At 62.6% G+C, this 13,259-nt stretch carries 12 protein-coding genes; 5 read left to right on the forward strand and 7 right to left on the reverse strand.

The features are described 5' to 3' along the window. Nucleotides 1-6: 6 nt before the first annotated feature. The 4 genes from P3G66_RS10220 to P3G66_RS10235 form a co-directional block, all read right to left on the reverse strand. Nucleotides 7-855, reverse strand: a complete 849-nt coding sequence (locus P3G66_RS10220) for a sterol desaturase family protein (RefSeq protein ID WP_276116505.1) — start codon at nucleotides 853-855, stop codon at nucleotides 7-9. An 82-nt stretch (nucleotides 856-937) separates the two neighbouring features. Then, nucleotides 938-1,747, reverse strand: coding sequence for a PE-PPE domain-containing protein (locus P3G66_RS10225; RefSeq protein ID WP_003945630.1), 810 nt, complete (start codon nucleotides 1,745-1,747; stop codon nucleotides 938-940). Between the two features lie 188 nt (nucleotides 1,748-1,935). Continuing rightward, on the reverse strand, nucleotides 1,936-3,123 hold the full coding sequence (locus tag P3G66_RS10230) for a serine hydrolase domain-containing protein (RefSeq protein WP_050794088.1): 1,188 nt from the start codon (nucleotides 3,121-3,123) through the stop codon (nucleotides 1,936-1,938). A 133-nt stretch (nucleotides 3,124-3,256) separates the two neighbouring features. After that, nucleotides 3,257-3,544: a MerR family transcriptional regulator gene (locus tag P3G66_RS10235; RefSeq protein ID WP_003945791.1), complete on the reverse strand. Its 288-nt coding sequence runs from the start codon at nucleotides 3,542-3,544 to the stop codon at nucleotides 3,257-3,259. A gap of 484 nt (nucleotides 3,545-4,028) precedes the next feature. Between P3G66_RS10235 and P3G66_RS10240 the strand changes: the two genes are divergently transcribed. Continuing rightward, complete coding sequence (locus P3G66_RS10240) at nucleotides 4,029-4,265, forward strand: hypothetical protein (protein ID WP_276116506.1); 237 nt, start codon at nucleotides 4,029-4,031, stop codon at nucleotides 4,263-4,265. 135 nt (nucleotides 4,266-4,400) lie between these two features. On the opposite strand, the gene P3G66_RS10245 is transcribed toward P3G66_RS10240, so the two are convergent. From P3G66_RS10245 to kstD, 3 genes are all read right to left on the reverse strand, one after another. After that, nucleotides 4,401-6,164 carry a cholesterol oxidase substrate-binding domain-containing protein gene (locus P3G66_RS10245; RefSeq protein WP_007734073.1) on the reverse strand — a complete coding sequence of 588 codons (1,764 nt, stop codon included), beginning with the start codon at nucleotides 6,162-6,164 and terminating at the stop codon, nucleotides 4,401-4,403. A 69-nt stretch (nucleotides 6,165-6,233) separates the two neighbouring features. Further along, nucleotides 6,234-7,091 carry a MaoC/PaaZ C-terminal domain-containing protein gene (locus P3G66_RS10250; RefSeq protein WP_003945880.1) on the reverse strand — a complete coding sequence of 286 codons (858 nt, stop codon included), beginning with the start codon at nucleotides 7,089-7,091 and terminating at the stop codon, nucleotides 6,234-6,236. After that, complete coding sequence (gene kstD / locus P3G66_RS10255; protein ID WP_007734077.1) at nucleotides 7,081-8,805, reverse strand: 3-oxosteroid 1-dehydrogenase; 1,725 nt, start codon at nucleotides 8,803-8,805, stop codon at nucleotides 7,081-7,083. The genes P3G66_RS10250 and kstD overlap by 11 nt, the downstream gene beginning before the upstream one ends. 115 nt (nucleotides 8,806-8,920) lie before the next feature. Between kstD and P3G66_RS10260 the strand changes: the two genes are divergently transcribed. From P3G66_RS10260 to dmpG, 4 genes are read left to right on the forward strand one after another with little or no spacing between them, the layout of a single operon-like run. Next, nucleotides 8,921-10,519 carry an FAD-binding protein gene (locus P3G66_RS10260; protein WP_064443102.1) on the forward strand — a complete coding sequence of 533 codons (1,599 nt, stop codon included), beginning with the start codon at nucleotides 8,921-8,923 and terminating at the stop codon, nucleotides 10,517-10,519. Nucleotides 10,520-10,522: 3 nt separating this feature from the next. Beyond that, entirely contained in the window at nucleotides 10,523-11,308 is a 786-nt protein-coding gene (locus P3G66_RS10265; protein WP_276116507.1) for a 2-keto-4-pentenoate hydratase, read from the forward strand. A gap of 8 nt (nucleotides 11,309-11,316) precedes the next feature. Further along, nucleotides 11,317-12,219, forward strand: coding sequence for an acetaldehyde dehydrogenase (acetylating) (locus tag P3G66_RS10270; RefSeq protein WP_047269619.1), 903 nt, complete (start codon nucleotides 11,317-11,319; stop codon nucleotides 12,217-12,219). After that, the gene (dmpG, locus tag P3G66_RS10275) at nucleotides 12,216-13,259 is read left to right on the forward strand and encodes a 4-hydroxy-2-oxovalerate aldolase (RefSeq protein WP_007734084.1); all 1,044 of its coding nucleotides are present in this window, start codon (nucleotides 12,216-12,218) and stop codon (nucleotides 13,257-13,259) included. The genes P3G66_RS10270 and dmpG overlap by 4 nt, the downstream gene beginning before the upstream one ends.

Here is a 13,259-nt window from a genome sequence, read left to right on the forward strand (position 1 = left end):
CGTCCGTCAGTTCTGTCTCCGGAACGGTTCGGCCAACTGGCCGAGGTAGTCGTCCGGGTAGTCGGGCTTGGCCGCCATTCCGAGATCGTCACTGCTGAATCGCTTTTCCGGATCGAAAGAATAAGTGCGGAACAGGTGATCCCAGATCAGAGTGAACAAACCGAAATTGACGTCACCGATTCCCGCCCACTTGAGGTGATGGAATCGGTGGCCGGCGTTGAGGGCGAGTATCGGGCGCAGGGGGCCGATGCGGTAGTCGGAATTCGAATGCTGAAGCAGGAGTTGGACAGCGACACAAACCGCGAGCGCCGAGGCAACTGGAACGGGCATCCCGAGGAGGATCAGTGGCAGGACGCCACCGGCGGTTTCGAAAGTCTGATGTACGGGGTGCTTCATCAGTCCGTTCATACCGTAGAACCGTTCGAGGCTGTGATGAACCGCGTGGAAACGCCACAACCATCCAACCTTGTGGCTGATCAAATGCACCACGGTGATGCCGAAATCGGCAACCAACACTGCGAAGACGACCTGAAGGACAAACGGAAGACCGTTCGGCCACAGCCCGTCGAACGGAATCACCGCTGCCATCAACGGAATTACCGCGACGCTGACCAAGATGAGGGATTCGTTGACAAACGCATGGACAGCGTCGCGAAACCTGTCCGGTCCCGGGGCATTCCACGAAGATTCGTAGGGAAGCGCCCGTTCGGCCGCGAAAGAGCAGACCACTGCGAAGAGAATCAATGCCACCAGTGACCATTTCGGCGCACCGGATGCCGCCAGCGCGATTGCAGCTCCGTTGATTCCCAAGAGCATGAACGGGACGTACCCGTATCTGACGATGAGGGTGAGCATGTATTCGATGGTGCACGGCGCGGGTGGTCCTCGACTTGTACGAATCGGTCGACTTTCAGTCAGCCGAACAAGCGGTGTCGCGTTACTTCGTCAGCACGGTGGCGAGTGCAGCGCTCAGATACGGAGTGATGTTCTCGACGACCCGTGTCACGATCGCAGTGGCGACGTCAGCCGGTTGCAGTGGCACCGACGGTGTCTGCGGCAGCGCCGGGGGAGCAGGCGGAGCGGGCTCGGACATCATCGGCGTGTAGGTGTTGTGCTTCGTGAAGTAGCCGAAGACCGAATCCACGAACACCTCGGGCGCATCACGCGGCTTGGGCATGTTGCAGATGCCGTCACCCTCGATGCAGACTTCCTGCACTGCGATGTCTCCGAATCCGCCGCGTGCTCCGGACATCGTCGCTCCCGGAACGACATTGGGCACTACGGTTTCGATGCCCCCGGCCGAGTTGCGAGGGTCGGCGTAGAGGACGCCTTCGACTTGCGATTGGGGAATGGATCCGTCACGTGCGATGTCACCGAGAACGTCGCCGGCAATCCGTGCTCCCTGTGAGTATCCGGTGACGACGATCTCGCTGCCCGGGCACTGAGCGTGGAAAGCGTTGACTTCGGTGCGAAGCGTCTGGGCGCCGGCGGCAACGCTCTGGTCGTACGTCTGTTCGCCGAGCGGCCAGAAGCTGGCGGGGTAGGTCACCGGCTTGGAGGCGTAACCCTGGGCGACGTAGCGGTCGGTGACGGGTTGCGTCGTTTGTCCCGTCGGATCCCACGTTCCGCCGACCGCGAATACCGCACCGGCCGGGCACGACCCACCGTCATTCGGGTCCGCTCCGGCAGGTACCGACATCACAAGAGTCACCCCCGCTGTGACTGCAACCGTGCATGCCACTGACATCGCGTATTTCCTCATCGGGCCTGTCCCCATCTATCTACGTTCTCGTTCACTGGCGAGACAACCCGCGGTCCGACGCGTTTCGTTCGGTACTGAAGAGAATGGTGATGGGGCGATAAGTCCTGGAGGTAATCCGTGCGTAAACAGGAAGTTGCCGACCGGCGCTGTTTACTACCAGCGTGTGTGGGGCGTCACGGCGTCGGTACCTGCGGCGGGTGATCCGGCTCGAGGAGGGTTCCGATCTCCTTCCCCATCGACACGGCGTTGTTGAGGTCCGCGTTGGTTGTCGGCCCGAGTGTGGCGTAGACGACGATCGTCGTCTTCGAATCGGGGTAGTAGAGCGCGAGACCGTTGTAACCGCCGTACGACGGGTTCATCACCAGCCAGCCGTCGAGGTGCCCGGTCCCGAAGGAAAAGAACTTGTCCGCCGTCATACTTCCCAAGCCCGCAGTCGTCGGCGCCATCTGCTGCTCGAAAGCCTTGTCGGAGAGTAACTCTCCCGTTCCCAGCGCGCGCACCCACTTTCCGACGTCGGCGACAGGCGCGTTCATGTTTCCGCTGTGCAGGAACGCCGTCGGATTCCAGAAAGTGGAGTCTTCGAATACTCCACGTTCATTGGTGTAACCGTGCAGGATCGGTTCGTCCATCTGCGACGTGAGTACAACGCTGCTGTGATCCATCCCGAGTGGATCGAAGACGCGCTGCTGAAGTAGTTCGCCCAGCGGTTTTCCAGTCGCTTTCTCCATGACGTCGCCGAGCAGCGTCAGGTCGCTGTGCGCGTACGCCCAACTGGTGCCGGGTTCGAACAACGGCGGGCGGGAGTTGGCAAGATCCAGGATCTCTCGAGAAGTCCAGCCCTTCATCGGGTTGTCCGTGAAGAGTTTGAGGAACTGTGGATCGGTCACGTAGTCGGAGATGCCCGACGTGCTGTTGGCCAGCATTCGCGGAGTGATGGTGTCTGCGCGTGGAAAGTTCGGTTCCCACTTCGCGATCGGTTGATCGAGGGGAAGCGTTCCCTCTTCGTCGAGTTGCAGCAGGACTGTCGAGAGCATCGGTTCCATCGGTTGGCCGACGCGCAACTGCATGTCGGTTGTCGCCGGAACTCCGACAGGGGACTCTCCGACGGCGCCGAGAGCAACTTCGTCGTCGCCTCGCCACACCCCGAACACAGCGGCACTGAGGCCCAAGTCGGCCACTTGGCGGCGGACGATGTCCGTGATCTCGGTGGATTCCCGACTGCTCGAGGTGCTGGGAGAGGCGCTGCCCGTGTTTGTTGCGGAGTCATCGTCGGAACTGCACGCAGCGGTTGCAATGGCAACGGTCAAGGCGATCGACAGAGCAGACAGCCGCACCCGAGCGCGGTGGTGGGAGGAAGTCATGCCTGCGATCCCTTCGATGTGGAAATCGAGCAACCGACGCCGAGCAATGTCCCAATTGGCCGAATTTACCGCAGTTGGAAGGAGGAGGGGTCAGATCGACCGTATAGGCGCAACTGCTGTTCCAGTGCAGTCCTCATTCGGGTGCCGCGTCCGGTTCCTCTCGCAGGTCCTGCGCTTGCTGAAGCTCGGCGTTGATGCGACGGGCTTCGGTGAGTTGGTCTTCGAGGATGATGATGCGGCAAGCCGCGTCGAGCGCCGTGCCGTTGGCTACGAGTTCGTGCGCGCGGGCTGCGATGCGCAGCTGGTAGCGGGAGTAGCGGCGATGTCCGCCCTCAGAGCGTTGCGGGGTAAGTAGTTTCGCGGCATCGAGGCTACGAAGGAAAGCTTGCCTGACACCGAGGATCTCGGCCGCATGTCCCATGCTGTACGCAGGATAGTTCTCGTCGTCGAATCTGCCGGAGGGGTCCCCCGGTGGTGTATCTGCCGGAATGGCTCGCTTCTTTCGCTGAACGGACGGGGCCCCCGGCGCGAGGAGCGCCGGGGGCCGGATGGGGTTGAACTTACTTACATAACTGCATTCTTTCGAACTTCCGGACTCGCACAAGACATCCGGTAGCCGCTTTGAAGGGGGGTGCCGGGTCCGACTACACACTCACACACGAATTCGGCCCCGGCACGTCCCTGCCCTGCGGTACTGCTTGCGGGTAGTTCATCTCTCCCGCATCTCTTGACTCGTTCCTTGCTACGAGAAAAAAGATACAACAGCCTCGCGAGAATGTCTACCCTGACCGCTGTAGATATTTTGTTGCGAACATTCTAGGTGTTGATATTCAGGAACGGCCTGGTCGCCGGGGGTGAGAGCGCTCAATGTGAGTCATAGGAGATGGATCTGGGACAATGCTCCGATGCGAAATACCCCGAAGTCCGAGTCGTTGTTGCGCGCCCGCGCGGAGAGGGAAGAGCGCACCGGCTCCTCCGAGCATCCAGCTGGTGGCGCGCCGAACCCCGGAGAGGACTCGTCGTCGTCCGAGCCGGGGGCACGCAGCGACAGCGCCACGACTCGGTCGGCTCGGTCCGAGCTCTCAACTCACGCCAGGGCAGTGGAAAGTATGCACGAGGCGATCCATCCTGATCGCGATTGAGGCAGCTGCCTCGTCGGGATGCGGGGGACTCCTTCATCCCGCTCACTGCAACGCACGACGGCCGCCGCACTCCCGAAAGTAAGGGGAGTGGCGACGACCGTCGAGTTGTCAGAGTGTGCGCTCAGTACTTGAACCTCAAGGCAGCAACTGGTCCAGGAAGGTGTTGCTGAAGACCTTGTGCGGATCCAACGCGTTGAATGCGGCGTTGGCGGTGTCCCAGTTGTCGCTCGATGGGACGCCGTCGCGGTAGGTCTGGGGGAGGCCCTGGGTGATGATCGGGGTGTCGGTGTACGGCTTGTCGGGGCCGAACGCCCAGCCCTTGGACCACTCGGGGCGGAAGGTGGCGTCGTTGTTGTTGTAGTGATTACGCATCCACTGTTCCATTTCGCGGTAGAACGCGAACATGCCGGGGGTTCCGGGGACGCCGAGGACGTTGAGCCAGATGGCGGTGTCCCATTCCGGATGGTCGGGGCGAGGGCGCATGGCCGAGATGGTGGGGGCGCCTGCCGAGTCGACCTCGACATCCGACGGTTGATCGAGGCCGCAGCAACGGATTTCGACGGGCCCGTTGAGGGGGAACTGTCCGATGGAGCGGTAGTACTCCATGCGGCCGTTGAACCACTGGGTGAAGTCGTGGATGACCTGGCCGATGTTGGCGCGAGAGGTGATGACGGCTCCGCCGCCCTCGGTCAGGCGCAGGGTGGTGGCCCGGATGTAGAACTGGACGTCCTTGGACCATCCCCACAGGTCGTTGGAGAACGTCGCGGCGAGTCCGGCAACGGTGGTGGCGTACATGATCTGCCCGAATGCCGGTGCGATGCCCGGGTTTCCGGAGTTGATCTGGCCGATCATGTCGGTGACCGGCTCCGGGAGGTTGTCGGAGAAGATGTAGTTGTACGGTCCGGTCACCTCACGCGAGAACGGCGGCTTGGTGGGGGCAAGTGACCACACCTTCATCCACGGGCGTTCGGTGAAGGGGTACCAGATTGCTTCTGCGCGACCGTTTTCGCGGACGAACTTCTCGAAGGTGCGTCCGGACGCTCCGCGGGCGCCGAAGAGTTCCTGCCAACCGATGTCGGTGTGGCTGACGCAGCGCATGCGGTAGTTGGGGGCGGCCTGCAAGGTGACGGAGGTGAGGAAGGTGCGTCCGAGGTGAGTCAGCAGCGGCTTGATCGCCGCGTCGCTACGCGCGTACGTCTTCAGTGCGTACTCGCTGCCGTTCCAGACCACTGCGGTCAGGGAGGTGACGAGGTTGGAGAGTGAGCCGAAAGTCTGTCCGGGAACGTGTGCTTCGCCTTCGGCGGGGAGAGCTGCGCCGTGAGCGTCGACGGCGAGGCAGCCGGCAATGGTCAACACACCCGGCGCCGGCAGGTTCGCGAACCCGAGGCCCTGTGCCTGCAGTGCGGTCGTGATGGCGTCGAGGGTCGCGCCGGGTCCTGCGGTGACGGTGGCTGGGCTGCCACCGGCGTTGACGGAGACTCCGGTGAGGTGGACCGTGGTGTCGGCGAGGATGACCTTGTCGACCGGCGCACCGTTGACGATGGTCAGCGGCGTCCAGCCGTGCATGGCGCCGCGGGGACGAATGGTGTAGCCGTTGGCATGACCCCAGTTAGCGAGGCGGACTACGTCTTCGGGCGTCTTGGGCGAACAGGTCCAGATCGCGTCGAGCATGATCTCCTTGGACCAGTTCTGATATGCCTGCTGGTACAGCGCGATGCCTTCGGGGAAGGCAGGCGGCGGCGTGAGGGTGGACACGGGACCACCCGCGGAGCCGGAAGAGCCGGCGGGGACGGCGTAGGCCGGCGTCCAGCCGGCGAATGCGGTCGCTGCCACGGCGCCGGCTCCAGCGGCCATGAAACCTCGTCGGGACAGTCGGAACTTTTCGTCTTGTGCCGTCATCTTCGGGCTACTCCATCGGGTTCGAGAACTACGGTGAGTTCTAACAGGTGGGTATCAGACAGGTTGGTATCAGACAAGAGTGAGAACTACGTCAGCCAGGGCAGGAGCTTCGCGCTCCAGTACAGAAGCTGAGATCAGGAGTCGCCCATTGTCTTTCCAGATCTGGATACTCAAGTTCTCGCCGGGAAATACGACCCCGGCAAAGCGGGCCCGAAATCCGGCTACCCGACTGCTGTCGCCGTCGAGCATGGTATCCACTGCGGTCTTGCAGACCATTCCGTAAGTACACAGTCCATGCAGGATAGGCGCTGGAAAGCCTGCCGCGGAGGCGAATTGCGGATCCGAGTGCAACGGATTCCGATCACCACACATCCGGTACAGCAAAGCCTGCTGGGGAAGCACAGGCGTCACCACTGTCTCATCTGCTTCGCGATCCGGAAGCGTAATCGACTCCGACGGACCACGTTCACCCCCGAAACCACCCTCGCCGCGGGCGAAAATGGACGAGCGAGCTGTCCACAGCGGGTTGCCCTCGGCGTCAACCGTGACGGATTCCTGCACGATCACCGCGGCCTTGCCCTTGTCCCAGACCTCGGCGATTCGAGTTGTAGTGCGGCCACTTCCACTTGCCGGGATCGGCTGATGGACAGTGACTTCCTGGCTCCCGTGGACTACCTTCGCCAGATCGATTTCGACGCCGGGGAACGACACCTTCGGTGCTTCGGTGGCGTGGAAGTTGGCGGCGACGGTGGCAAAGGTGGGTAGTACCTGAGGCTTTTCGTCGTCGAGGTATCGAAGCTCGTTCGGATCAAGCGGACGAGCACCTGCCCCCAGGGCCAAGTGGTAGTGCTGTACGTCCGACGGGGTCCACGAGAACTCTTGTGGCGCAAGCTCGGCGCCGAGTGCGATCTTCGGATCAATTGGCATGGTCGACCGCCGTCTTTTCAGCTGCAGGTGCTTCGGTTGTCTCGGCCTTCTTCGCACGCTCGACGATGTCGAGTACGGCCAAGTAACCGAAAGTCATTGCGGGACCGATGGTCGCGCCTGGTCCGGCGTAGGTGTGGCCCATGACCGGAGCGCTCGCGTTGCCAGCCGCGTAGAGGCCGTCGATGACGCTTCCGTCTTCGCGTAGTGCTCGGCCGTTGACGTCGGTGCAGATACCACCCTTGGTGCCGAGGTCACCCGGAACCATCTTGATGGCGTAGAACGGAGCCTTGCTGATTTCGGCGAGGCTGGGGTTCTTCAGTCGGGGATCGCCGTAGTACGCGTCGTAACCACTGTCACCGCGTCCGAAGTCCTCGTCCTTGCCGTTGCGCGCGAAGCCGTTGAACCGATCGACGGTTTCGGTCAGCGATGCGACGGGAAGCCCTGTCTTCTCTGCCAATTCGGCGATGGTTCCCGCCTTGACCACGATGCCGGCCTTGAGCCAGCGGCCGGGGAAGGGGGAGCGGGGAGTGATACCGGCAAACGTGTAGCGGTTGCGGTAGCGCTGATCGAGAATCATCCACGTCGGGATGTTCTCGCCGGGGCCCTCGCCCTGACCGTACTCACCGCCGTACATCGCATGGGTCGCCTCGACGTACGGAGCAGCCTCGTTGCCGAAGCGCTTGCCCGACATGTTGACCATCATGCAGCCCGGGAGGGTGCGCTCGGAGAGAGCGAACCACGGTCCGCCGGTCAGCGGAATGGACGGGCCCCACCAGGCGTCGTCCATGAAATCGACTGCAGCGCCCACTTCTTGGCCTGCGCGGATACCGTCGCCGGTGTTTGCCTTCGCGCCGACGGTCCATTCGGTGCCGATAGGTGCGCGCTGGTACTTCTCACGCATTTCCTTGTTGTGCTCGAATCCGCCGGATCCCAACACGACTCCGTGGCGAGCGCGGATGACCTGCTCCTCGCCGTCGACGATGACGTTGACGCCGCGAACAGCGCCGTCTTCGGTGTACAGGGAGGTCAGCGGGGTGTTCAGCAGGATGGGTACTCCGGCGGACTGAAGTCCGAGTCGAATACCGGCGACCAGTGCCTGGCCGCGAACCAGTAGATCCTTCTTGGTGGCCTTCGCTGCGAGGAATCGCATGCCGACCTTCATGGCGCGCAGGGGTCCGCGAGGATTGCGCATCAGCAGGTTGAGCCACTTGTAGTCGGCCTGGGTGATGACGAAGTTCTTGGGGGCCTTGACGTAGTCGGGCTCGAGGTTCTTGCGGTCGGCGCCCAACTTGTTGCCGTCGAACGGGGTGGGCTCGACACTGCGGCCACCGAGGCGTCCGCCGGGTGCTTCCGGGTAGTAGTCGGAGTAGCCGGGAACCCACTGCAGCTCGAGCGGGCTGTTCTTCAACACGAACGAGAGCATCTCGGGACCGCGCTCGAGATAGGTGTCGATGCGTTCGGGAGCGACAACGTCGCCGATGATGCTGTGCAGGTAGGAACGTGCGGCCTCCGGTGTATCGGTGACACCGTCCGCTTGAAGTGCCTCGTTGTTGGGGATCCAGACCCCACCACCGGAACGGGCGGTCGATCCGCCGTAGTGGGCGGCTTTCTCCACGATGACCACACTCAAGCCCTGGTGGGCTGCGGTCAAGGCCGCTGTCATACCTGCGGCACCACTGCCGACGACGACGATGTCGTATTCCTGCTTGCTCATGTAGAACACGTTATAGAATGATGGGGGTGTCAGTCCATGCTTTCTGCCAGGAAGTATTTCCGGACGTTGTCATTGATAACGAAACACGTTGCAGTGAGATTGAGGATGGTGCGGTGTGACCTGGGATACTTCGGTTGACGTCCTTGTGGTCGGGTTCGGTGTGGCGGGCGCCAGTGCGGCGCTCGAAGCTGTAGCGGCCGGTTCGTCGGTTTTGGCAATCGACCGAGCACTCGGTGGTGGTGCCAGCACGATTTCCGGAGGAATCTACTACGCCGGCGGCGGCACCGTGATTCAAAAGGAAGCCGGTGTCGAGGACAGTCCCGAAGCCATGCTCGCCTACCTGAACCGCGAGGTCGGTGACGCGGTGACGCCGCAGACTCTGCGCCGGTTCGTCGACGAGAGCCCGGCGTCGATCGACTGGCTGCGCAGTCACGGCGTGCCGTTCGAGGCCTCACTCTGTCCGTACAAGACGTCGTACCCGAGCAACAAGCACTACCTCTACTTCTCGGGTAGCGAATCGGCCGGCGGGTTCCGTGACATCGCAAAACCTGCTCCGCGTGGTCATCGCGCCAAGGGGCGTGGCACGTCGGGAAAGATGCTGTACGGCCCGCTCGCGAAGTCCGCGGAGGCGAAGGGCGTCCAGTTGCTCGGCCAGACGCGAGCGGACCGGCTGATCATCGAGGACGGCCGGGTGATCGGCGTCGAAGCACTGACGCTGCGTGACGCACCCGCCGGAGTTCGTCGCCGTCACGCGACGCTCGGGTCCTTGTCCTCCAAGCCCGGCGTCTACGCACCGCAGTTGCGCACGATTCTCGACGCACTGATCGCGAAGATCGAGAAGAAGCACGCCAAGCGGATTCGTATCCAGGCACGCGGCGGCGTGATCCTCAGCGCCGGCGGCTTCGTGTCCAATCGCGAGATGATGCGTACCCATGCTCCCGCCTACAAGGGCGGTATCCCGCTCGGCACCTCCGGGGACGATGGCAAAGGCATCAACCTCGGTGTCGAAGCCGGGGGAGCCACCGACAAGCTCGGCAATGTGTCCGCCTGGCGATTCATCGTCCCGCCGAGTGCTTTTCTCGGTTCCATTTTGGTGGGTGAATCCGGTGCGCGAATCGTCGACGAGTCCCGTTACGGTGCCGCTCTCGGTCAGGCGATGGCGGAGAAGAGCAGCGGAATCGGTTGGCTGCTGGCAGATTCCGAACTCGTTCGCGAAGCGAAATCGCAGATAAGTGACCAGTCGATGTGGTTCCAGCGGGTACAGACCACCGGAATGATGCGTACTGCATTGCGTGGCAACACCATTGCCGAGGTCGCCCGCAAAGCGGGGATAGACGTCGCCGGCCTTCAAGCCACCGTCGACGCGCACAACTCCGCTGCCGCTGCCGGACAACCTGATCCGATGGGTAAACCGTCGGACTTCGTCAGGCCGATACTGTCTGCGCCGTTCACGATGTACGACGTCTCGATCAAGCCCAACATGATGAATCCGTGCCCGATGCTCACGCTCGGTGGATTGGTGGTCGACGAATCGTCCGGCATGGTGAAAAACGAGGCCGGGGAGGGTATCCCTGGTCTGTACGCCGCCGGCCGTACCGCGGTCGGTATCTGTTCCAACTCGTATGTGAGCGGCTTGTCGCTCGCCGACTGCGTATTCTCCGGACGACGAGCCGGTCAGCACGCAGCCGCATTCTCCACAGTCGGAAAGGCCTGAACGATGCTCTCGACGCAGATCCGCGGCGAACTTGCCGACCATCTTGATTCGGCGGAACGGGATCGCGCTCCGATCAGCCCGCTGATCGCCACGTATCCGGACATCGACGTCGTCGACGCCTACGAGATCCAGCTCATCAACATCCGGCGTCGTGTTGCCGGTGGCGCAAAGGTGGTCGGACACAAGGTCGGACTCTCGTCACTGGCGATGCAGCAGATGATGAGCGTAGACGAGCCAGATTACGGTCACCTGCTCGCCGAGATGGAAGAGTTCGAGAACCGTCCGGTCGACACGTCGCGCTTCTGCTTCCCGCGCGTCGAGGTGGAGGTCGCCTTCATTCTGGGAGCAGATCTGCCGGGCGCCGGGTGCACCGAACAAGACGTCATCGACGCTACTGTCGCCTATGCGCCGTCCATCGAGTTGATCGACAGCCGGATCAAGGACTGGAAGATCGGCCTCTCGGACACCATCGCGGACAACGCGTCCTCCGCCGGGTTCATCCTCGGCAAGGAACGAGTTCGCCCGTCGGACATCGACATCAAGGCCATCGACGCGGTGCTGACCTGCAACGGGGAGCGGATTGCGGAGGGGCGCAGCGATGCGGTTCTCGGTAACCCGGTCACCGCTGTCGCGTGGTTGGCGCAGAAGGTCGACACGTTCGGAGTTCGGCTCAAGGCCGGCGACATCGTTCTGCCGGGTTCGTGCACGCGAGCGATCGACGCTCATCCAGGCGACAACTTCCGAGCCGAGTTCAGCGGCCTCGGTTCCGTCTCTCTTCAGTTCACGTAGGAGTAGTCATGACCAAGGCAAGTGTGGCGATCGTCGGATCGGGAAACATCAGTACCGATCTGTTGTACAAACTGCAGCGTTCCGAGTGGCTCGAACCGCGATGGATGATCGGAATCGATCCCGAGAGTGAAGGATTGGCGCGCGCCCGCAAGATGGGACTCGAGACCTCCGCCGAGGGCGTCGACTGGTTGCTCAGCCAGGCGGAGAAACCGGACCTGGTCTTCGAGGCGACGTCGGCATACGTGCACCGCGAGGCAGCACCACGCTACGAGGCCGCCGGTATCCGTGCCGTCGACCTGACTCCGGCCGCGGTCGGCCCGGCTGTGGTTCCGCCCGCGAACCTGCGTGAGCACCTGGACGCACCCAACGTCAACATGATCACTTGCGGTGGGCAGGCAACCATTCCGATCGTCTACGCGGTGTCGCGTGTCGTCGACGTGGCGTACGCCGAGATCGTCGCCTCCGTTGCATCATTGTCCGCCGGCCCGGGAACTCGCGCGAACATCGATGAGTTCACCAAGACCACCAGCCGCGGTATCGAGACCATCGGCGGCGCACAGCGCGGCAAGGCGATCATCATCCTCAACCCCGCAGACCCGCCGATGATCATGCGCGACACAATCTTCTGCGCTATCCCCGAAGACGCCGACCAGGCCGCGATCACCGACTCCATTCACCGCGTCGTCAAGGACATCCAGCAGTACGTGCCCGGCTACCGGTTGCTCAACGAACCGCAGTTCGACAAACCGAGCGTCGTTTCCGGTGGCTATGCAACGGTCACCACGTTCGTCGAGGTCGAAGGCGCAGGCGATTTCCTACCGCCGTACGCCGGCAACCTCGACATCATGACGGCAGCAGCCACCAAGGTGGGCGAGGAAATCGCCCAGAAGCTTCTGAGTGTGAAGGCATGAGCGACATGATTCATTTCGATTCGAGCTGGGACATCCGCGTCACCGACACGTCGCTGCGCGACGGCTCCCACCACAAGCGTCATCAGTTCACCGTCGACGAAGTACGAGCCATCGTCGGTGCCCTCGACGGAGCCGGAGTGCCGGTCATCGAGGTCACTCACGGCGACGGTCTCGGCGGATCCTCCTTCAACTACGGCTTCTCGAAGACTCCCGAGCAGGAACTGATCAAAGCTGCAGTCGAGACGGCGACCAACGCGAAGATCGCCTTCCTGATGCTGCCCGGGTTGGGCATCAAGGACGACATCGTCATCGCACAGGACAACGGTGCGTCCATCTGCCGCATTGCAACTCACTGCACCGAGGCAGACGTATCCATCCAGCACTTCGGCCTCGCGCGTGAGCGTGGACTCGAAACAGTCGGATTCCTCATGATGGCTCACTCGATTCCGCCGGAGAAGCTGGCCAAGCAGGCTCGCATCATGGCCGACGCGGGTTGCCAGTGTGTGTACGTGGTCGACTCGGCCGGCGCGCTGGTACTCGAGCAGGTATCCGATCGCGTCGAGGCGCTGGTTCAGGAACTCGGCAACGACGCTCAGGTCGGCTTCCATGGCCACGAGAACCTGGGCCTGGGCGTCGCCAATTCCATTGCGGCAGTTCGTGCGGGAGCCAAGCAGATCGACGGTAGTACCCGTCGGTTCGGTGCCGGCGCCGGCAACGCCCCGGTCGAGGCCTTCGTCGGTGTTTGCGACAAGATCGGCGTCAAGACCGGTATCGACTTCTTCGCCATCGCCGATGCAGCCGAAGATGTTGTGCGCCCGGCAATGCCGCAGGAATGCCTGCTCGATCGTCAAGCACTGATGATGGGCTACGCCGGCGTGTACTCGAGCTTCCTCAAGCATGCCGAGCGTCAGGCCGAGCGGTACGGAGTGTCGTCCGCGGAGCTGTTGGTGCGCGCAGGTAAGCGCAAGTTGGTCGGCGGACAGGAAGATCAGTTGATCGACATCGCGCTGGAACTCCAGCGCGAAGCAGCGGCTTCCTAG

It is taken from the genome of Rhodococcus sp. C3V (assembly GCF_029269915.1).
Lineage (GTDB): Bacteria > Actinomycetota > Actinomycetes > Mycobacteriales > Mycobacteriaceae > Rhodococcus_F > Rhodococcus_F qingshengii.